The following is a 21815-nucleotide window of genomic DNA, read 5'->3' as shown; positions in this document are numbered from 1 at the left end:
AAAAAAGCTTCTAGATAGAAGCTTTTTTTTATAGAAATAAAGAAGAGTTAAGTTGTTGTTTTTCTGCTTCCGTCGGATGATTGTTTGGATCAATAAAAGGACGAAGGAGCGGAGTATCATCTAAAAAGATAAGGTCAAAGGAAAAACGATTGTTTCCATACAATCCACGATGAATCATATTCGCCGAAAAAATCAACAAATCCCCACGTTGTAGGCGAATTTGTTTTCCTCGGGCCAAAGCATCACTCGGTTGTTTTCCATTTTGCCCCAAACGGGTATCTTGTTCTGCTGGTAAATCCCAACTGCGATGTGTACATGGAATTAACTCAATACCTTCTTCCTCTTGGAACGGAATGCGGAAGTGAAGTACATTTTGGGTGAGAATGCTTTTTTGTTGATCTTCTATAGACATACCCGTATACTGAATATCGCGATGCCAGTAATTTTTCTGCTCCTTGTTGAAAGGATCAAAAAATAATTGAGTATTTAAAAAAAGAGCCTGCTCTGAAAATAGAGCAGAAAGAAGCGGTTGAAAGCGATCACCTGCTATAAACTGAAATAAAATCAGACGTTCCTCTTGGGTTAAGACAGCACTAGATGTTAAACTGTGACTATTAATTAATCTCGTTTGATACTCTTCCTGATGATCAATTAACCACTGTTGATGAAACTTTTCGAGAATAGGTTCAATTTGTTGTAATTCGTTCGGTTGAAAGAATTGGGGAAGATAAAAATAGCCCTCCGTAGGATATGGATTACTTGGATTCATGCGTATTGGATTCAGTAAGAGTTAAAAGTACATTATTTATTTAAGGTGTAAAATTGTTTGTGATTCTTTTCTCAAGAAGGGAAGTCCACTTGCATTATTATGTATATTTGTTAAAAACCAATACGAAAAACCCTTTTTAAAAATAAACCCTTTAGCAATGGAAATTTACGCCAAGAGACATTCCCTTTTTCAAGATAAATACAATGAGATTAGAAAAAAATACAAATTAATAGGCGCTTTGCGTTTACTTGCTTTTTTAGGTATTGTGTATTGTTTCTATTTATCGGTATCTCGAGCAGATTACCAGTATTTATATGCAACAGGAGGACTAGTTGTTGTGTTTCTTATTTTCCTGAATATCCACGCTTCTTATTCCTGGAAGATGCGTTATGCTGAAGCTTTAATGCAAATCAACCAAGAAGAAGATCAGTTTCTAAAAGAAGATCAATGGGCATTTGACGATGGAGCGACCTTTCATACTCCGGATCATCCCTATGCGTATGATTTAGATATTTTTGGTCCTCGATCCATTTATCAATACCTCAATCGAACCGCTTCTTATAAAGGAAAGGAATATTTGGCAACGCTTTTAAAAAGTAGAAGCACCAAAGCAGATATTCTAAAAAATCAAGAAGTAATCAAAGAGTTATCACAAAAGGTAGAGTGGAGACATGAGATTTATGCCTATAGTAAGTTATCTAACTTAAGTAAGGAAGCTTATGAACGTTTAAAATCATGGAGCGAATCCAAAGTCAATGAATTGAGTAAGGTTTCTCTTGTTTTGGCCTATGTGTTGCCCTTGATTTTTGTTATATCGTCGATTGGATTCTTTTTTGATTCAACTAATATCGTTTGGGGGTATATCGCTTCTACTGTTTTTTCATTCAACTTGATTTGTGCACTTTCAAAAGTACGCGCGATTCAAATTGAATTAGGTGGTGTTGAAAAAATACACGAAACCATTGAAAGTTATAGTTCGATTATCAAGCGCATTGAAAAGGAAGAATTTGCTACAGCACGCATGAAGGAGTATTTGAAAGAAATCAAAAGTGATTCTTTTAAAGCGAGTACAGAATTGAAAAAACTATCGCGTCTATTTGAACAATTGGAAACGGTAGCTAACCTATTTGTCACTATTTTGTTTAATGGTTTATTCCAATTTCATGTACACGTTCTGCATAAATTCCTGAAATGGAAGAAAGAAAAAGGGAGACTGGTATTAACTGTTATTGATATTGTAGGTGAAGTAGAAGCTTTTAACTCATTAGGAAATTATTCCTATAACAACAGAAGTTATACGTTTCCTGTTTTGAATGAGACCAAACAGATGTCTTTCCAAAATTTAGGACATCCCTTATTACATGCAAAGAAACGCGTAACCAATGATATTGATTTTTCGAATCAGCGTTTTGTTATTCTAACAGGATCTAATATGTCAGGAAAGAGTACGTTCTTGAGAACCATAGGAGTGAATCTCGTTTTAGCGGGAATAGGAGCGCCTATTTGTGCAACAAAAGCAACGTTTTTTCCTTTGCCGTTATTGGTTTCGATGCGATTAACGGATTCCTTAGAGGATAGTGAGTCTTACTTCTATGCAGAGGTGAAACGCCTGAAGATGATTATTGAACAAGTACAAAGCGAATCGTGTTTTGTCTTATTGGATGAAATTTTAAGGGGAACCAATTCCGATGATAAACAAAGTGGGACTATTGGGGTTATTCTCAAATTGATTCGCGAGCAAACCTATGGAATGATCGCAACCCACGATTTAGAAGTGTGTAATACCACAAATGATTATCCAGAAATCTTGATGAATAAGTGCTTCGAAGTAGAAATTAAAAATGATGATTTACACTTTGATTATAAAATACGAGATGGAATCTGTCAAAATAAGAATGCAACTTTTATTATGAAGAAAATGCAGATTATTGATTAATGGTTATGAGTTATGGGTGTGAGTTATGGGTGTGAGTTATGGGTGTGAGTTATGAGTTATGAGTTATGGGGTGTGAGTTATGAGTTATGGGGGTGTGAGTTATGAGTTATGGGGGTGTGAGTTATGAGGTTTTGGTTAGGAGTTATGGGTTAACTGTACACTGTTAACCGTACACTGTAAACCAAAAAAGGCTATCAATGGATAAATTGATAGCCTTTTTTTATTATAACTTAGAAACTAGTTCATTGATTAGATCACGGGCAATAGGTTCTGCTGCCTGTACTGCTTTGAGTACTTCATCGTGATTTACATCGGCAATACCATCTTCATTACCCATATCGGAAATCACAGAAATACCGAAGATTTTCATATCCATGTGACGGGCTACAATTACTTCAGGAACTGTTGACATCCCTACGCAATCTCCACCAACTACGCGAACCATTTTATATTCCGCTAGTGTTTCGAAAGTAGGACCTTGTAAACCGTAATACACGCCTTCTTTGATGTCGTAGTTTTTTGCTTTTGCGATTACTTTCGCTTGCTCGATAATACTCTTCGTATAGACTTCGTTCATGTTAACAAAACGAGGACCAAAACGCTCGTCATTATGACCGCGTAAAGGATGATCTGGAAAAGCATTGATGTGATCTTTGATAATCATGATATCTCCCACTTTAAAGGAAGGATTTACTCCTCCAGAAGCATTTGATACAATCAAAGTTTCTACACCTAAATATTTCATCACGCGAATTGGAAATACCGTTGTTTTAATATCATATCCTTCGTAATAGTGAAAACGACCTTGCATCGCAACAATCTTTTTTCCTCCTAGTGTACCAAAAATTAAAGCACCTTTGTGCCCTTGAACAGTAGATACTGGAAAATTGGGAATATCTGCATAAGAAATCTCATGCTCAATAGCGATATCCGCTGTTAGATTACCTAATCCAGAACCTAAAACGATACCAATTTCAGGTTTAAAATTCGTTTTTTCAATGATGAATTGAACGGTTTCTTGTACTTTCTCCCACATAGTTTAAAATTTTAGCATCAAACGCTTCGCTATTAGTTAAGAATGCAGTTTGAATGGGTAAATAAAATAATTGGCTTTCAGGAAGAAGACCTTGGAGTCGAACGTAATCCTTTTCCGTTGTAATGATTTTCTTTCCTTGTGCTTTATTCAAAATTAATTCAATATCAGCAGACGAAAAATGATGATGGTCAGGAAAAGTTAAACATGTCGTTGTGTCCTTTTTTAAATGATCAAAAAAGGATTGCGGTTTTGCAATGCCTGCCACTAAAATAAAGTCGTCCTGAATTAGTTGAGTAACCTCCACTGAATCAGACTTTGAATATGCAATTTTACTAAAATCAATATACGTAAAAAAAGACAATTGTCCTTGCTTTAGATGTAATTCTTGTGTTATGCTTTTTTGTTGTGCTACGCTGAGGTCTTTTGGACATTTGGTGATCACAATAATATCGGCGCGTTTCGCTCCTTTTCTCGATTCGCGTAGATTTCCTGTGGGTAACATAAAATCGTGGAAATACGGATCGTCATAAGTAGTGAGTAATACATATAGTCCTCCTTGAAAAGCGAGGTGTTGAAAGGCATCGTCCAAGACGATTACTTCCGTTTGTGGTTTTTCTTCTAAGATACGACGAACCCCATTGACGCGCTTGGCATCCACAGCTACATCGATGTTCTCAAATTTACAGTGATACTGAAAAGGTTCATCGCCAATTTGTTCCATGGTTGTTTGGGCATCAGCCAAAAAGAATCCTTCGCTCTTTCTTTTATACCCTCTACTCAATGTGGTTGTTTGGTATTGATCTTTCAACAAGCGGATAATGTACTCCACCATGGGCGTTTTTCCAGTTCCCCCCACACTGAGGTTTCCAACTACAATCGTCGGAATAGCAAAGGAAGTACGCTTGAATATCCCAATCGTATAAAACCAATTGCGTAAGCTGGTAATGCCCCCATAGAGGATAGCAAAAGGAAAAAGTAAAAGGCGAAGTATTTTCATACTACGAAAGTATCAATTTTTTTAACTTTTAGAAAGAAATACAGCGATTACCTTGCCTTCCTTTTTGAATCAATAAAGAGAAATTCTTGTATTTTAATGTAGTTGATTTATTTTCTAATGCATTGTTTTTTTCTTACATTCAATTAAAATTAACAGTAAATTAGAACTATTCACTCAATAGAAGGAGAGTCTTCTTGTTGTTTTCAACTTGAACAAGGGATTTTGTATCTTTGAAAAAGAAATAAAGCATAGAACGATAATTGAATATGAAAGTAAAAAATATTATCCCGATTTTAGAAGAATTAGCCCCTTTGGGCTACGCAGAGGATTTTGATAACGTTGGACTCTTGGTTGGTAGTCCTGAACAAGAAGTAAGCGGTATTTTGGTGTGTCACGATGCATTGGAAAATGTAGTGGAGGAAGCGATAGCACAAAACTGTAACTTCATCGTTTGTTTTCATCCGATTCTTTTTTCGGGATTGAAGAAAATTACAGGAAAGAATTACGTTGAACGCGCGGTGATTAAAGCAATAAAAAACGACATTGCTATTTACGCCATTCACACGGCTTTAGACAATCACCAAGAAGGGGTGAATAAAATATTTTGCACGACCTTAGGTTTAGAGCAAACCCGAATCTTGATACCCAAAGAGCAATACATTCAGAAATTAGTGACGTATGTACCTATACAACACACAGAAAAGGTACGCCAAGCTTTATTTGCTGCAGGAGCAGGAGCGATTGGAAACTATGATCATTGTAGTTTTATATCAGAAGGAAAAGGCAGTTTTAGAGGAAATGAGCGCAGCAATCCCGTTATTGGGCAAGCAGGAGTAGAGGAGATAGTAGAAGAACACAAGGTTGAGGTGACCTATGAAAAACACCTACAAGGAAAAGTGCTGAATGCCTTGTTTCAAGCGCACCCTTATGAAGAAGTAGCCTATGAGGTTTATAATCTAGCCAATAAATTGCAAAACGTTGGAATGGGAATGATTGGTGAATTGAAAGAACCAATGGATGAAATCGCCTTTTTGCAAATGGTAAAAGAAAAAACAGGTACAGGAGGAATTCGCCATAGTGCCTTATTAAACAAACCTATTCAAAAAGTTGCGGTGTTAGGTGGTTCAGGAAGTTTTGCCATAAAAGCAGCCTTACAACAAAAAGCAGATGCATTTATCACGGCAGATTTAAAATACCATCAATTTTATGAGGCTGAAAATCAATTAGTTTTAGCCGATATTGGTCATTTTGAGAGTGAAAGATATACAAAAAATTATATAGTTGAGTTTCTTTCAAAAAAAATGCCTAATTTTGCAGTTATTTTATCAACAGTAAATACGAATCCAGTTAACTACTTATAACGATGACAAAGAAAAAAGAATTAACGGTTGAAGAGAAATTAAGAGCGCTTTACGACTTACAATTGATTGACTCAAGAATCGATGAAATCAGAAATATGAGAGGAGAGCTACCTCTTGAAGTTGAAGACCTAAAAGACGAAGTTGCTGGACTTAACAAACGCTTAGAAAAACTTCATGCAGATTTAAATGGCATCGAAAGTGGTATTAAAGAAAAAAAGAATGCCATTGAAGAGTTTAAAGAAGCAATTAAAAAGTACACTGAGCAACAAAACGAAGTGAAAAATAACAGAGAGTTCAACTCGTTAGAAAAAGAGGTTGAATTTCAAAAGTTAGAAATCGAACTTGCTGAAAAACACATCCGTGAAATGAAAGTAAGTATCGAGAATAAAAAGAGCAACATTGCACAAACAGACGAGCGTTTAACTGCACGTAATGAGCACTTAACTCATATTGAGGCTGAGTTGAAAAACATTATGTCAGAAACAGAACGTGAAGAGCAAACGTTGTTAGCTAAATCAGACGAATTCAAAGAAGATATTGAAGATCGTTTATTAAATGCTTATATGAGAATTAGAGGCGGAGTGAAAAACGGATTAGCAGTTGTTTCAATTGAAAGAGGAGCTTCTGTAGGATCTTACTTTACTATTCCACCACAAACGCAAGTAGAAATTGCGGCACGTAAAAAAATCATCACAGATGAGCACAGTGGACGTATTCTTGTTGATAGCGCTTTAGCTGAAGAAGAAAGAGAAAAAATCGATGCAATCATTGCAAGTTTAAAATAATAGTATAAGCCTCTTTTTAGAGGCTTTTCTTTTTTGTATGGAAAAAGTAGTAGGTGCCCTAGTGAATGTTATTAGCTTATGCTCGATGCAAACAGCCTTGCATTGGGTGCACAAACTTTTTGCTACTCCGCGAAAAGGAAAACTGAATCCCAAACATCTACCTGCCTTTCTAAAACAAGCAGAGTTGAGTTTCTTCTGGTATAAAGATGAAAAGGTCTATACCTATCAGTGGAACGCAAAAGCGACGGAGAAGCCGTTAATTTTGCTTATTCACGGCTGGGAAAGCAATAGCGCCCGATGGGAAGCCTTATGTACTTACTTGGGCGATAAATTTCGTTTTGTAGCCGTTGATGCCCCTAGTTTGGGGATGAGCTATGGCAAAAATTTAAGCGTCAAAAATTATCAAGAAGTTATTGATCTAGCCTTGGAAACATTCCAACCTCAGTTTGTCATTGGACATTCTTTAGGTGCATTTGCCCTCTTTCAGCAGATAAGCGAAGGCGAATATCCCTGGCTTCAAAAAGTGGTTATCATGGGTGCCTTTGATCGCTTTGAAGTGATTCTATCGCATTATTATGCTCTTTTAGGCTATTCGAAACGCGTAAAAGAAGCCTATCATGATTATATTGAACACTTAATTAATAAACCTTTATCTTCCTACTGTAGTGCTGAAGCTGTACAATTCGTTGAGGTACCTGTTTTATGTATTCACGATAAAGAAGATCCTCAAGTATCCTTTGAAGAAGCAGTAAGCTTTCATCAAGCGTTACTACACAAAAAAAATCTAGTGGTTTCAACGACAAACCTAGGACATAAGCCTACAAGATGAAGCTGTTTTTAAAACAATTCAAGCGTTTTTTAGCTAGATTGTATTTCTTTGTATAAGTAACGAAATTTATTATTTACTTTTGCGCTATGGAAAATCAAGAAACGCGTTTAAATAAATATTTATCAGAAGTTGGCTTTTGTTCAAGAAGAGAAGCTGACCGATTAATCGAAGAAGGACGCATTACAGTTAATGGAAAATCACCTGAATTGGGATTGAAGGTTACCGATGCAGATGAAATTCGCGTGAATGGTAAACTAATTCGTCAAACGGATGAAGACTTTGTTTATTTAGCCTTTAATAAACCCGTAGGGATTGAATGTACCACCAACAAAAAGGTGAGAGATAATATTGTGGATTATATCAATTATCCAAAGCGTATTTTTCCTGTTGGACGTTTGGATAAAGACAGTGAAGGATTAATTATCATGACGAATGATGGAGATATTGTCAATAAAATCCTACGTCAAAAAAACAACCACGAAAAAGAATATATTGTCACAGTGAATAAACCCATTACCGATCGTTTTATTCAACGTATGGGACAAGGGGTGCCTATCTTAGACACAATCACCAAAGAATGTAGAGTAGAACGCATCAGTCGTTTTGTATTCCGAATCTTCTTAACACAAGGATTGAATCGACAAATTCGACGCATGTGTGAGTATTTTGATTATGATGTAGTTGCGCTTAAACGCATCCGTATTATCAATATTAGTTTGGATGTTCCAGTAGGGCAATATCGCGAAATTACTGCCGCAGAATTGGCCGAATTAAATCGCTTAATTGAGCCATCAAGCAAAACAGAAGAAGCTAGCTTCACCCAAGAATCGACAGATCAATTGAACAGTCATTCAACTGAAAATATAACCCAACAAGGCGAAAGAAGACCCAAAAAGAAGTTCGACAGAGAGCGAAATAATTCAAAAAAAGCGGGTCCAACATTGCGAAATGAACGAATTTCAAGACGAAGAGAGAATTAATTTTTAATTCTCTTTTTTTGTTTTTTGCTGTTACATCTTTATTATTTCCCTCCCTTTTCCTTATTATTTTAACCTCCTTGGACAATACTGTTCGAATATTTTTGTGGCTAAAATCACCTTATTTAAATTTAGTCTAATTTATTTTTAGATATGTTAAAAAAGTCTATATATTTGCTACTGTTTATAATAAGTCTAAATAAACATATTTACTAATCTATTTCAATTTCTTAGTAATGAGGAAATTTCTATTATTAACAGTCTGTATACTTGGTCAAATACTTGCTGTTCAAGCGCAACATAAACCAACCATGATATCTGGGATTGTCCAAGATGAAAAAGGAAAACCAATTGATTTTGCCACCATTATTTTAATGGATACAAAGAAAAATGATTTGACGGATGAGCAAGGTGCATTTAGGTTGAAATTAGGTTCTGGCGGAACGTATAAGCTTGTAGTTCAACACGTAAGTTATGAGTCCAAAGAGGTTAATGTCAAAGTAGAAGATGGAGGACATGTGAAGCAAAACATCGTGTTAAGTGCGAAGGAAGCTATTTTAGATGATGTGGTGCTCCAAGTGAAGAAGCCTATAGAAAAAGTAAGAGAATCAGCTTATAATGTGATTGCTATTGATGCTAAGCCTTTATACAATTCTTCTCTTGACGTTTCGGGAGCGCTAGATCGTGTATCTGGAGTGAAGGTGAGAAGAGATGGAGCGGAAGGTTCTGATTATACGTTTTCAATGAATGGTTTCAGTGGACGTCATATTCGATTTTTTATGGATGGAGTTCCAATGGAAGGATTTGGAAGTGAATTCAAAATCAACAACCTACCTATTACGATGGTGGATCGTATTGAAGTATATAAAGGGGTTGTTCCGGTAGAATTTGGTTCAGACGCTTTAGGTGGTGCAGTCAATATTATTACCAACAAATCCAAAGAAACAAAGATTGATGCTTCTTTTACGACAGGATCTTTTAATACATACAAAAGTCACCTGAATGTGAGTAAAGTATTTGATAATGGAATGACCTTCCAAGTAAATGCTTTTCAAAATTACTCAGACAATAATTATAAAGTATATGTTCCAGTTGCCAATTTAAAAACAGGGGTATATTCCAAAGAAAAAAAATGGGTAAAACGTTTCAATGACCGTTTCCAAACGGCAACTGTTGTGGCGAAAGTAGGGGTATTAGATAAATCTTATGCCGATCGTTTATTGATTGGATTTACCTATGGAGAAGGAAAAAAAGGTGTGCAAACAGGAACGATTATGGAAAAAGTATTCGGACAGAAAAAACGCCGTTCCGTAACGATTATGCCTTCCTTAGAATATAGTAAACGCAATTTATTTACGGAAGGATTAGATGTTGCCTTGACGTCAAATTACAACGGAGGATACAACCAAAATATCGATACTTCTAGATATAAATACAATTGGGCTGGTGAGCGTATCAAAACGATGAAAAAAGGTGAATCTGGAGGAGGTCCTTCTTTAGTGAAATTCTTTGATCACAACGGATCTACTACAGCGAATGTAAGCTATAAAGTAAATGACAAGCATTCTTTTAGTTTGAATAATGTGATTTATTACTTCAATAGAAAAACAGAAGATCCGCTAGCCGTAAAAGAAACAGAAAGCGAGAAGAAAAGTGAAACGACACGTAGAAGTTTAAAAAATATTACTGCGTTATCATACCGATACAATATCCTAGACAATTTGAATGTCTCTGTATTTGGGAAACATTATTCCATCAAACATACGTATTTAAGTGAAAGTACCAGTGTAGACAAGAGTGGATATGGAATTGCAGCAACTTATTTATGGAAGGATTTTCAGGTGAAATCTTCTTTTGAGAAAACCTACCGCTTACCTACTGATAGTGAATTATTTGGTGATGGTGATATGGTCTGGGGAAATACAGATTTGAAGCCAGAAGCAGGAAATAACTACAACTTCAATTTAAGCTATTCTACTGTTTTAGATAAAGTACACGCTGTTTTTGCTGATGCTGGTTTTGTATACCGCAAAACGGAAGATTATATCCGAAGCAATCCGTACGGATCGGGTTCACGCGCATCTAGTGTGAATATTGGAGGGGTAGAAAGTATAGGATTAAATGTTGAAGCTCGTTATGTATACAATGATTTCTTACAACTAGGAGGAAGTTTAACGACGCAAAGTATTCGAAGTAAACAAAAATATGCGATTGGTAGTGATGAACTCAATTCATACTACAATGAGCGTATTCCAAATGAACCTTACTTCTTTGGATCTTTAGATGCTGGTTTTCTATTTAAAGATGTGATTGTAAAAGGAAATAATTTAAACGTAGGATACAACCTGCGCTATATTGATCACTATAGCTATGATTTCAGTAGTATTGGAGAAAACCCAATTTGGATTCCTTCTCAAGTAGTACATGATCTTAGTGCATCATATAGTTTTTTCAACAACAGTTTACATGCAACTGTTGAAGCGAATAATGTTTTCGACAAATTGGCGTATGACAATTATAGTTTTCAAAAACCAGGAAGAAGCTTCATGTTTAAAATACGCTATAGCTACTAAAAATAACTAAAGTAATAATCTATAATATCAAATTAAAATGAAAAAAAGAGTTCTATCTACAGTTGTATTAGCTTTTTTAGTTAGTGCATTTACTTTGACAAGCTGTTCAAGTGATGATAATTCAAAACCTGGAGGAGGAGATGATGATGAGGTAATTGATGATGGGGACAGAGAACCAGAAGATTTAATTGGTACGAAATATATCTTAGGTGCAAGTGCTTCAAAAACAAACTTATTATTAGAAGTTGATAACCTAAAAGAAGGATCAATTAGTGTAAGAGGAAACGGAAAAACGGCCTTAGGTAAAAATATCTATATGTTTAAAGATTTACGCGCGTATGTCTTTGAATACAGAAAAGGAGATCCTTCTGGAATGCAAAGCTGGTTGTTAAACAAAGACTTGCGTATACAAGAAAATACCTTAGTAGATTTACCAAATAGAGAGGAGTTTATCCAACCATTCGGACGTTTTATGATCTCGACTACAGGGGGAATTGAATTAGAAAATGGTAAAAAAGGACAAGCATTTAACTTTATCAACGGAGTTACAGGAGCAATTGAATTTACTTCATTTGTCAATGTAGAAAATATTGCAGAGCAAGGAGAATATGCAAACTTTGCAGGATTAGAAGATATTGGAAATGACCGTTTTGTAATGGCTATTGAACCATTTAAAATCACTGCCAATAGCGACCAAGATAATACCTCTGCTTTTAGAGATAGAGCTTGGTTGGCTATCTTTAAATTGGATATGTCACAAGCACCAGAAAATAGAGTAGTCTTAGAAGGTGTTGTAAAAGATGATCGTATGAGCTTTGCTGTTGCACGTTACAGATCAAGCCGTGTATCTACAATTGGTAAAGGAGCGAATGGCGATATTTATGTATTCTCGCCTTCTGCTATGATTAGCCAAGAAAAAGGAGCATTCTCTACAAAACCTTCAGCTGTATTGAAATTTGACAAGAATACGTTGAAATTTGATAGTTCATACTATTTTGATTTAGAAGCAAAATCAGGAGGACATAAAGTATATAAAGTATATGCTGTAGGTAAAGATCAATTTATCTTGAATATGTTTGCGAATACAGACCAATCTTGGAATATGGCACCTGCAAATAAACTAGCTTTATTTAATGCGAAAACAGGACAATTCCAATGGATTAATGGTTTAGAAGATCCAGCGTTAATTGCTGAAATCGGAACACCTTATGTGGAAGGGGATGAGGTATTTGTACCTATTACTGCAGCAGCGAAATCGTACGTTTACTTGTTAAATAGAACGACTGCAACCTTTACAAAAGGGTTAGAAATTAAAGATCTAGGTGATGGAACAGTAGGAAATGTTGTGAAAATTGCCTCGTATAAATAATTTATTTATTGTTATTCATTTGTAATTAGTTAGCCAAAAGAGCTTAAACAAATCATGTTTAAGCTCTTTTTCTATTTAGGGTTTTCCATATAGGCTTTGGCTGTTGCAAAATCAAGATAAAAAGAAGTTTTTGTTCCAGCAGTATCTACTTGGGTAACCCAACCAGATGTGTCAATATAGTTAAATATAGCAGAGGTTGTATTTTTTTTGGCCAAGTAGTTATATACCACATATTGATTGTCTTCTTGGGCTAAGGCTAGTAAACCTTGCTCCACATCTAACCAATAAAAGTCGCGGTAAATAGGTTGGAGTTCCCATTGTTTCGTTTGGGTATTCCACAAACCATAGCGATTGTCTTGCCCTTCTTGTTTGAGTGTTATTTTAAATAAATGGGTAAACCCGCTGTATTTTGTTACGGCATCTAAACGCCAAGGAGCTGGAATCTGATCGGTTGAAATCAGTTCTGTTGGATGCGGTCTTTGTACTCGTGACATCGCATCTACAACAAAAAAGTCGGGGGCATCAATAGTATCTAGTAGGGTACCATCTTCTGTTAGGTATTTCCACTGAAAGGCCCAACGGTCAAAATCAAAAATGCCGAGAATAAAATAAGGATAATCAGGAACAGAATTAATATAACTTACTTTTTGAAGGTAGGCGTAATCTGCTTCATTTCGAATTTTTATTTGTCTTGGCAGAACTTTTTCAAATAAAGGTTCGATTCTGTATTCTTTTGTTTTGGGATGGTATAATATTTCGGGAATTTCAGAATAATAACGACTTTTATTGACTTCTGTAAGGAGTAGTTCTTCTCCGTTGACTTCAAAAGTAACCTGTTGAGTAGCTTCCAAATTCGAAAGCGTCTGTTGTTTATTTTCTAGGGTAAGAATGGAAAATTGAGCACCATTGCGCTGTAACAGTTTATTCGTGTCAAACCAATGGATGATGTTGTTTTTTTGTTTAGCTAAACGCTGCCCTTTTCGTTTATAAAGGGTTTGGTTAAAGATAAAGTGCTCGGAATCTATCGTGTCGACATAAGTGGGAAGGGAAGCCTTGTCACTCAATTGTTCTGCAAATAGAACTTGGTTGGTTTCTAAGATGTAAACTTCGAATTTCTGACGTTGTACTTCTGTTTTTAGTCCGGAAAAGATATTCCATTCCCATTCCCAAAAGCGAGAGTTTTTCGCATAAGTTTCTCGGGTATATACAACGGTTAATTCATCCTGTAGGACTTGTAGTGAAACATAACGAGCCATAAAAGGAACCACTAGTTTGCCTGCTGTATTAATCACAGCAGTTTCTCCCTTATCATTTTTAACAACGGCATAACCTGTGGAAGTAAATAAGCCTGCTGTGGTAAATGCTGTTGAAATGACGGGGGTATAATCGCAATCAACGTAAATATAGGTATGGTTTTTGGTTAGGTAAGGATAGAGCTGTTGCTTCGTTTGAGCATCAACCGTCTTTTCTTTGGTTGAATAACAACTAAAAAAAGAAAAAATACCAAGTAATAGAAATGATAAACGCATGAGAACCCAATTTAAATGATAATACGAAGGTACTTTATTTACACTTTCGATAGCATCCCTAGAAATAGGGGTTTTATAAATGCTTGTCTATGAGGAGAAAATAAAGAGTTTAGGATGCAATTGAAACAAAATAAAACGGTGGGATTTAATTGTTAAAAAATAAAAAAAGTATTGCACCTGAGAAGTAAAATAAGATTTTATATTCGGATTTTTCAGTTAAATTTGCTTTGATATTAAGAACTCCTTTACGTATGAAATACTATGTGTCGCATATTCGCCTTCTTGTTTTAATTGCTACAATCCTCTTAGGATGTGCTTCATGGGCTAAGAATAAAAAACCAACCACACCAGAAAAAGTTGCAGCGGTGCAACCTGAATTTATCGTATTAGAAAAAACACCCGTTATTGTCATGCATGATACATTGTTTAATGTATATGGAAATATCGGTTCGTTTACCTCGAAACAACGAGCTAAATCGATTGAACTTAAGATTGCAGCCTTAGTGGATAATTATTTGTTTGAAGGGGATTCAATTAAACTTGTCGATACTGGAAACTACCTCAATCTGATGTATGAGAATGAGATTTTGATGAGTGTCGATACGATTCAGGCAACCCAAGAAAATAAAACCAAAATCCAAGCGGCCCAGTTTTATAAAGAACAAATTATTGAAACGGTAGAATTACAACAACACAGCATGAGTTGGCAACAATTGTTGTTGCAAATTGCAGGCACAATTGGAATCATTATCGCCGAAGTATTTATTATCAAGTACATCTACTATTGCTATAGAAGAGCGAAGGTAATGATATGGAAACAACGCGGGAAAAGGATTAAAGGAATGTTTGGAATCATTGATGATCATCGTGCAATGCTTACGACAATTACCATGGCTAAAGTGATTCGATTCATTATTGTCTTGATTTTCTTGTACATTGGATTGTTGATTATCTTCAAGCTGTTCCCATTTACGAAACATATTTCTGATCAATTGTTGGATTATGTGATGTCACCACTGAAATCGGTAGGAAGAAGTATCAAGTCGTATATGCCTAAGTTATTCACAATCTTAGTGATTGTTTTTATCTTTAGATATATACAGAAGTTTGTTCGTTCACTCGCAGAGAAAATAGCCAATAACAAAATTACATTAAAAGGATTCTATCCAGATTGGGCATTTCCAACGTATAATATTGTCAGCGCGTTGATGTTCATTTTTATGTTCATCTTGATATTCCCGTATTTACCTAATTCAGATTCCGAGATTTTTAAAGGAGTTTCGGTATTTGCTGGTATCGTTGTGTCATTAGGATCAACATCTGTTATTGGAAACTTAGTGGCAGGACTAGTGATTACTTATATGCGTCCATTTAAAATAGGAGACCGTATTAAATTAGGAGAATATACAGGGGATGTATTGGAGAAAACACCTTTGGTTACGCGTATAAAAACGCCTAAAAATGAGATTATCACCATACCTAACTCCAACATCATGTCGGCGCATACAGTGAATTATTCTCAGTCAGCAAAAGAACATGGATTAATTTTACACACTACAATTGCTGTAGGATATGATGTGCCATGGCAGAAAGTACACGAAATGTTATATGAAGTGGCGAATCGTACGGAACATGTATTAAAACGTCAAAAACCATTTATTCTACAAGATCAATTCAGAGATTTTTATGTCGACTATCAGCTCAATGTATACATCAAAGAAGCGAAATTAACGGCTAAAATATATTCCGATTTACGTCAGCATGCACAAGATGTGTTTGCAGAAAATAATATTGAAATGGCATCTCCTCATTTTATAGTGAGTAGAAATGTTGATGGTAATCATACGACTGTTCCTCCAAAATATGTAAAGGAATAAGATGGTTTACGGTGATGATTTATCGTTGATTAGTAAAAATATAAAAAAACAATCCTTTAAAAAGGATTGTTTTTTTTGTGCCATGCTAAAGGAGAACAAGTGGTTATTTGTTCTTTTAGGTAATTGTCGTTTCGCTAGCAAAGCCTTTGCTGTACTTCAATTAGCTTAATGATAAGAAAAAACTGTATAAAGGCAATACAGGTTATTTTTCTTCAGTAAGAATCTCTTTTAATGGGATAGCCTCAAAAACAAAAAGTTAAAAAAATTGTTTACTTACTAATTAGTAAGTAATATTGTCCTGATATTAAATAGATAAGTATGTCGGGGACAAGAGAACGTATACTAGAACTAGGTGAAGAATTAATCTTGACAAAGGGATTTAACGGATTTAGCTATCAAGATATTTCTACTGCATTGGGAATTAAGAATGCGGCGATTCATTATTATTTCGCCAGTAAAGAGAATTTGGGAACAAGTATTGTAAAAACGAATATCCAGCGCTTTGAAGAAATGATAGCGAATATGGAAGCATTGCAATTTGATCCAATCAAGAAGATTGAGACCTTTATCAAGATTTATATCAAGAGTCAAAGAGAACGTAAACTGTGTATTGTTGGGGCTTTATCAACTGATATTGATACGTTGTTTCCTACCACACAAGTCGAAGTGACTAAGATTGTAGATTTAATCGTAAACTGGTTAACTAGTGTACTAAAGGAAGGAAAAGAACAAGGCGTTTTTCATTTCAAAGAGGAAGAACAACAGCGTGCATTCTTATTTCTATCTAGTTTGGTTGCTAGTTTACAATTAGCCAGAGTAAATAAATATGTGGATTATAAGGGCTATTGTTATACCCTTTTGGAACAGTTAAAATAAGGAACCCCCTTATTTAAAAAAATAAGATAATTTTTTTTAACCCTACTACTTACTTATTAGTAAGTATAAAAAAACAAGAAAATATGAAGAGAGTTGTTATTACAGGTTTAGGTGCAATCACCCCCCTGGGAAATAATGTGGATACTTTTTGGAATAATGCTATTCAAGGACAAAGTGGAGCCGGAGCTATTACTCATTTTGATACTGCCAACTTCAAGACCAAATTTGCTTGTGAAGTGAAAGGATTTGATCCTTTAGATTACTTTACAAAACCGGAAGCTCGAAAGATGGATTTATTCACCCAATATGCAATTGCGGCTAGTGAGGAATGTCTAGCAGATGCTCAGTTGGATTGGGATATGGTTAATCGTCATCGCATAGGAGCAATTATTGCTACGGGAATTGGAGGATTGGAAACCTTAGAAGAGGAAATCTTAAATTTTGGAAAAGATACTAGTCAACCAAAATTCAATCCTTTTTTTATTACTAAAATGATTTCCAATATGGCTGCTGGTCAAATCTCCATTCGCTTTGGTTTAAAAGGAATTAGCTATGCAGTTGCATCAGCTTGTGCCGCAGCTAATAATGCAATAGGAAGTGCTTTTGATGCTATTCGCCTAGGAAGAGCAGATGCCATCTTAGCAGGAGGAACTGAAGCAACTATTTGTCAATCTGCTATTGCAGGATTTAATGCCATGAAAGCCTTGTCTACGGCTAATGAAGACCCTGCTCAAGCTTCGCGCCCTTTTGATGCCAATCGAACAGGATTTGTCGCAGGAGAAGGAGCAGGTATTTTATTATTAGAAGAATTAGAACACGCTCAAAAGAGAGGCGCTAAAATTTACTGTGAACTAGTGGGCTATGGATCTGCATCTGATGCATATCACGTAGCCGCAACACATCCAGAAGGTGAAGGTGCTATCGCTGCAATGCAACAAGCCCTAGAAGATGCTAAGTTAACCACTCAAGCCGTGGATTATATCAACGCTCATGCTACTTCTACGCCAGTAGGCGATATTAGCGAATGTAAAGCGATTGAGCAGCTGTTTAAGGATAATCTTGGTCACTTGAATATTAGTGCAACTAAATCTATGACAGGACATCTACTAGGTGCAGCAGGTGCCATTGAATCTATTTTGTGTATTAAGAGTATAACGGAAGGAATCATCCCTCCAACAATAAATTTGACAACCCTAGATCCTGCTATTAGTAGCGCATTAAATCTAACCCCTCATGTAGCGCAACATAAAACTGTGGACGTCGCTATGAATAATACCTTTGGTTTTGGCGGACATACCTCGAGTGTGATTTTTAAGCGATTTGTTGAATAGGGGGGAGATGGTGAGATTGGTGAGGGGGTTAGAAGGTTATGGGTTAAAGGTTATGAGCCAAAACTTCACCATCACACCACCACACCGCCTCACCAATCTCATCATCTCACCCCCTCACCATCTATCTCATGGGGTTATATTCTTTTTCGTATTCGATGAATATATCTCACCGAGTTGCTATTTTGTTTTGGTGTTCGATGAATCTACACTTCGTTTCGATTTCACCGCCCCACCAATCTCACCGCCCCACCAATCCCCCCCCCCTCACCAATCCCACCATATCCAAGTAGTTTTTAGTATACTCGTTATTTTATAAGAATAATTTTATTAAATTAGTAACAAACAAAACAACTATGACTACAATTATTGAAACAGATCGCTTGATTATTCGACAAATAACAAAAGAAGATGCGGAGGGAATCTACAATTTAGATAGCGATGAACGCGTAGTAAAATACGTGGGAAGTATGGTAATTACTTCCATGGAAGAAGCCAATGAAATTATTGAATTTATTCAAAAACAATATGCTGATTTTGGTATAGGCCGTTGGGCAATTATTAAAAAAGATACCCAAGAGTTTATTGGTTGGTGTGGGTTTAAACTTGTTGAAAATGGACTAAATGGTCTACGCGAGTATTTAGATTTAGCGTATCGTTTTCGTTTTGATGCCTGGGGAAAAGGGTATGCCACGGAAGCGGCTTTAGCGTGTTTAGATTATGCTGCCAAGAACTTTCAACAACATCCCGTTTTTGCTGTTGCCGAGGTAGAAAATGAAAGCTCAAAACGCGTTTTAGGTAAAATTGGTTTTCATGCTGCATACACCTTTGATTTAGATGGAGTAGATCACTATTGGTATATGAGGGAATAAGGGGATTTCAGGTTTTATAGGATAAAATACAAAGGCGATTCTTTCTATTTGAAGAATCTAGTTTACCTTTGTCTTTTAATTACATAGACAGTGAAAAATTTTCTTTTCTTACTTATTGCTATTGTTAGTGAGGTAATTGCTACTAGTGCTTTAAAAGCATCTCATGAGTTTACTAAACTTATTCCGAGTGTAATAACGGTTGTGATGTATGCAGTAGCCTTTTATTTCTTGAGTTTGACTCTTCGCACTATTCCTGTGGGAATTGCCTATGCAATTTGGTCAGGTATTGGAATCGTTTTGGTGACGGTTGTCGCAATTCTTGTTTATGGACAAAAACCAGATTTACCTGCAATCATCGGAATGGCTTTTATTGTTCTAGGGGTGGTAATCATCAACTTGTTTTCTAAAATGAATGCACATTAAATGGACCTTGATTTTACTGCTATTGCCTATTTAAAAATAGGGAGTGCTGTGCAACAACAAGTATATCATACGTTAACGACTCATGACGTTTTGGAATGCTTAGAAGGTTATAGTCCTGTTGTTGTGGGAACATTTCCCCTTGATATCGCTATTGAAACAAGTGATATCGATATTGCTTGTCTTTGCATGGATATTGAAGTATTTCAGGCAAAAGTTCAAGCTCATTTCAAAACTTGTAGTGGATTTACAGATTTGATTTTCTCTTTGCGTACAGAACAAACGTATGTTGCCAATTTTATATTAGATCATTTTCCAATCGAAATTTTTGCTCAAACAATTCCTGTGGCAGAACAATATGGATATCGCCATATGCTGATTGAACACGCAATTTTACTTGAACGTGGGCCTGAGTTTAAAGCTCAAGTGATTGCACTTAAACGCGCAGGACTCAAAACTGAACCTACGTTTGCAAAATTACTCGGATTAACAGGTGATCCTTATGAATCTTTACTAACCTATGAGTAAATGTTAGTGTACCATAACAATAAAATCACCGCGGAATTGTAAAGGGGTTTGTTTGACGTGCTTTTTGAACAAACGAGAAAAATAAGTATGATCCTCGTATCCTAATTCAAAAGCAATTTCCTTTACAGACTTAGTCGTATAGTACAACAAGCGCTTGGCTTCATCAATAATCGATTTTTTCAACCAATAACTAACCGTTTGTCCTGTTGTCTTTTTGACACAGTCATTTAAGTGTGCGGGTGTAATAAACAAAAGATCGGCAAAATAGGAGGGCTGTCGCAAATGAGTTTGCGTGGTAATTAAACGTTTGAATTTAGACGTAATTACATTCGATTGATTGATAGCCGAAACTTCAGGTACACGCGTCTTTTCTTTAAAAAGCGAACCAATTTTGTATATAATAGCCTGAAATAAACCATTGGTTATCTCTGTGGTATATTCTTCTTGTTTTGTTTCGTATTTGGTTAAAAGGTGAATGGTATCCAATAGCGTTTGACAAGCTTCCGTTTTTAAAGGAATACACTGTTGTGTATTAGGTAAATTAAAAAGGAGATAGGTCAAGTCATCTGGAATACGAAAGTCTTGTATGCTTAAAAAATGAGCAAAAAAATCTTCACTGTATTCTTCTATGGTATGAATCTGATAAGGTTTAATTAGAAATAAATCTCTCGTCTGTAATTCGTGTGTTTGTAATTCACAGTTGATGCGGAACGTACCATTCAGTACGAGAATGAAAACGTAATAATCATCTCTATGTGTTAATCCTAGTATATCTTCCTCTAATGTTTGAGGAGCCAATTCTTTCAAAACCACGCCATTTTTGACTGATTTATCTTGACTGTAGGTTATAATTTCTTGATTATAGGACATGTTGTTGTTTACTTTTGTAGGACAAAGATAATAAATTATTTAGAATCTTTATAAATAAGTAAAAAGTAAAGCAAAAAAAAGCCCATCTACAGGAGATAGGCTATGATATAAATAGAATAAAAATTCGATTAGATTGCTGCTACAATAGCTGCGAAATCAGCTGCAACAAGTGCTGCTCCACCAATTAAACCACCATCAACATCGGGTTTTGAGAAAATCTCTTTTGCATTGTTCGGTTTCACACTACCTCCATATAAAATAGACGTATTTTCTGCAACCGTTTTGTCATATTGACGCTCAATTTCTTGACGAATAAAGGCGTGAATTTCTTGTGCTTGTTCTGGTGTCGCTGTTTCTCCAGTTCCAATGGCCCATACTGGTTCATAAGCAATTACAATATGCTCCCATTGTGCTTTAGATAAATGAAATAATCCATCTCTTAATTGGTTGAAAATAACATTGAGATACTGTTTGCTTTCTCGGTCTTTTAGCTCTTCACCAATACAGTAAATTACGCGCATATTATGTCTTAAAGCCGTATTTACTTTATCTGCTAAAATAGCATCGGTTTCTTTAAAGTAATGTCTTCGCTCAGAGTGCCCGATAATTACTGTTTCAACACCAACACTCAATAACATTTGAGCCGAAATTTCTCCCGTAAAAGCACCGCCTTCAGCTTGATGCATATTTTGAGCGGCCACTTGAATGTTAGTTCCTTCTAAGTGATTTACTGCACTAGCTAAATTGGTAAAAGCAGGAGCTACAATAACTTCCACTTCTTTACCTGTAGGCAATAGTTCAATTAATTCATCTAATAGCACATGAGTTTCAGAAAGATTCTTGTGCATTTTCCAGTTTCCAGCAACAATTTGGTGTCTCATAA

19 protein-coding genes are annotated in these 21815 nt (G+C 35.7%); 13 read left to right on the top strand and 6 right to left on the bottom strand.

Going from position 1 to position 21815, the window contains the following annotated elements; all coding sequences use genetic code 11:
- Nucleotides 1-28: 28 nt before the first annotated feature.
- Nucleotides 29-769, bottom strand: a complete 741-nt coding sequence (locus M2306_RS09960) for a phytanoyl-CoA dioxygenase family protein (RefSeq protein WP_259189491.1) — start codon at nucleotides 767-769, stop codon at nucleotides 29-31.
- 157 nt (nucleotides 770-926) lie between these two features.
- On the opposite strand from M2306_RS09960, the gene M2306_RS09955 reads away from it, so the two are divergent.
- Nucleotides 927-2705, top strand: a complete 1779-nt coding sequence (locus tag M2306_RS09955; RefSeq protein WP_115092749.1) for a MutS-related protein — start codon at nucleotides 927-929, stop codon at nucleotides 2703-2705.
- A 223-nt stretch (nucleotides 2706-2928) separates the two neighbouring features.
- Here the strand turns inward: M2306_RS09955 and M2306_RS09950 are convergent, their stop codons facing one another.
- Entirely contained in the window at nucleotides 2929-3741 is an 813-nt protein-coding gene (locus M2306_RS09950; RefSeq protein WP_002990660.1) for a purine-nucleoside phosphorylase, read from the bottom strand.
- Nucleotides 3701-4738 carry a tetraacyldisaccharide 4'-kinase gene (lpxK, locus tag M2306_RS09945; RefSeq protein WP_259189490.1) on the bottom strand — a complete coding sequence of 346 codons (1038 nt, stop codon included), beginning with the start codon at nucleotides 4736-4738 and terminating at the stop codon, nucleotides 3701-3703. Before lpxK ends, M2306_RS09950 begins: the two co-directional genes overlap by 41 nt.
- A gap of 266 nt (nucleotides 4739-5004) precedes the next feature.
- Between lpxK and M2306_RS09940 the strand changes: the two genes are divergently transcribed.
- The 6 genes from M2306_RS09940 to M2306_RS09915 all read left to right on the top strand — a co-directional run bounded on the left by M2306_RS09940 (nucleotide 5005) and on the right by M2306_RS09915 (nucleotide 12632).
- Complete coding sequence (locus tag M2306_RS09940; RefSeq protein WP_115092752.1) at nucleotides 5005-6099, top strand: Nif3-like dinuclear metal center hexameric protein; 1095 nt, start codon at nucleotides 5005-5007, stop codon at nucleotides 6097-6099.
- Nucleotides 6100-6101: 2 nt separating this feature from the next.
- On the top strand, nucleotides 6102-6884 hold the full coding sequence (locus tag M2306_RS09935) for a zinc ribbon domain-containing protein (RefSeq protein ID WP_115092753.1): 783 nt from the start codon (nucleotides 6102-6104) through the stop codon (nucleotides 6882-6884).
- Between the two features lie 37 nt (nucleotides 6885-6921).
- A complete protein-coding gene (locus M2306_RS09930) occupies nucleotides 6922-7713 on the top strand; it encodes an alpha/beta hydrolase (RefSeq protein WP_498882840.1) in 792 nt (263 codons plus the stop codon).
- An 86-nt stretch (nucleotides 7714-7799) separates the two neighbouring features.
- Nucleotides 7800-8693 carry a 23S rRNA pseudouridine(2604) synthase RluF gene (gene rluF / locus M2306_RS09925; RefSeq protein WP_115092755.1) on the top strand — a complete coding sequence of 298 codons (894 nt, stop codon included), beginning with the start codon at nucleotides 7800-7802 and terminating at the stop codon, nucleotides 8691-8693.
- Between the two features lie 233 nt (nucleotides 8694-8926).
- A complete protein-coding gene (locus tag M2306_RS09920) occupies nucleotides 8927-11263 on the top strand; it encodes a TonB-dependent receptor (protein WP_259189488.1) in 2337 nt (778 codons plus the stop codon).
- Between the two features lie 37 nt (nucleotides 11264-11300).
- Nucleotides 11301-12632, top strand: a complete 1332-nt coding sequence (locus M2306_RS09915; RefSeq protein WP_115092757.1) for a DUF4374 domain-containing protein — start codon at nucleotides 11301-11303, stop codon at nucleotides 12630-12632.
- A gap of 71 nt (nucleotides 12633-12703) precedes the next feature.
- Here the strand turns inward: M2306_RS09915 and M2306_RS09910 are convergent, their stop codons facing one another.
- On the bottom strand, nucleotides 12704-14161 hold the full coding sequence (locus tag M2306_RS09910) for a hypothetical protein (RefSeq protein ID WP_259189487.1): 1458 nt from the start codon (nucleotides 14159-14161) through the stop codon (nucleotides 12704-12706).
- A gap of 251 nt (nucleotides 14162-14412) precedes the next feature.
- Between M2306_RS09910 and M2306_RS09905 the strand changes: the two genes are divergently transcribed.
- From M2306_RS09905 to M2306_RS09880, 6 genes are all read left to right on the top strand, one after another.
- Nucleotides 14413-16038, top strand: a complete 1626-nt coding sequence (locus tag M2306_RS09905; protein WP_259189486.1) for a mechanosensitive ion channel family protein — start codon at nucleotides 14413-14415, stop codon at nucleotides 16036-16038.
- A 318-nt stretch (nucleotides 16039-16356) separates the two neighbouring features.
- Nucleotides 16357-16914 carry a TetR/AcrR family transcriptional regulator gene (locus M2306_RS09900; protein ID WP_115092760.1) on the top strand — a complete coding sequence of 186 codons (558 nt, stop codon included), beginning with the start codon at nucleotides 16357-16359 and terminating at the stop codon, nucleotides 16912-16914.
- Nucleotides 16915-16997: 83 nt separating this feature from the next.
- The gene (gene fabF, locus M2306_RS09895; RefSeq protein ID WP_259189483.1) at nucleotides 16998-18245 is read left to right on the top strand and encodes a beta-ketoacyl-ACP synthase II; all 1248 of its coding nucleotides are present in this window, start codon (nucleotides 16998-17000) and stop codon (nucleotides 18243-18245) included.
- A gap of 353 nt (nucleotides 18246-18598) precedes the next feature.
- Nucleotides 18599-19114: a GNAT family N-acetyltransferase gene (locus M2306_RS09890; RefSeq protein WP_002990694.1), complete on the top strand. Its 516-nt coding sequence runs from the start codon at nucleotides 18599-18601 to the stop codon at nucleotides 19112-19114.
- Nucleotides 19115-19204: 90 nt separating this feature from the next.
- Nucleotides 19205-19537, top strand: a complete 333-nt coding sequence (locus tag M2306_RS09885; protein WP_115092762.1) for a DMT family transporter — start codon at nucleotides 19205-19207, stop codon at nucleotides 19535-19537.
- Entirely contained in the window at nucleotides 19538-20062 is a 525-nt protein-coding gene (locus M2306_RS09880; protein ID WP_259189477.1) for a DUF4269 domain-containing protein, read from the top strand.
- Nucleotides 20063-20065: 3 nt separating this feature from the next.
- Here the strand turns inward: M2306_RS09880 and M2306_RS09875 are convergent, their stop codons facing one another.
- Nucleotides 20066-20932, bottom strand: a complete 867-nt coding sequence (locus M2306_RS09875) for a helix-turn-helix domain-containing protein (protein WP_259189472.1) — start codon at nucleotides 20930-20932, stop codon at nucleotides 20066-20068.
- Nucleotides 20933-21060: 128 nt separating this feature from the next.
- Nucleotides 21061-21813 carry a triose-phosphate isomerase gene (tpiA, locus tag M2306_RS09870; protein WP_002990704.1) on the bottom strand — a complete coding sequence of 251 codons (753 nt, stop codon included), beginning with the start codon at nucleotides 21811-21813 and terminating at the stop codon, nucleotides 21061-21063.
- Between the last annotated feature and the right edge of the window lie 2 nt (nucleotides 21814-21815).

Source organism: Myroides gitamensis (assembly GCF_029894455.1).
Lineage (GTDB): Bacteria > Bacteroidota > Bacteroidia > Flavobacteriales > Flavobacteriaceae > Flavobacterium > Flavobacterium odoratum.
Note: the sequence above shows the minus strand (reverse complement) of the source record. Positions and strands in the feature narration are given on the sequence as shown.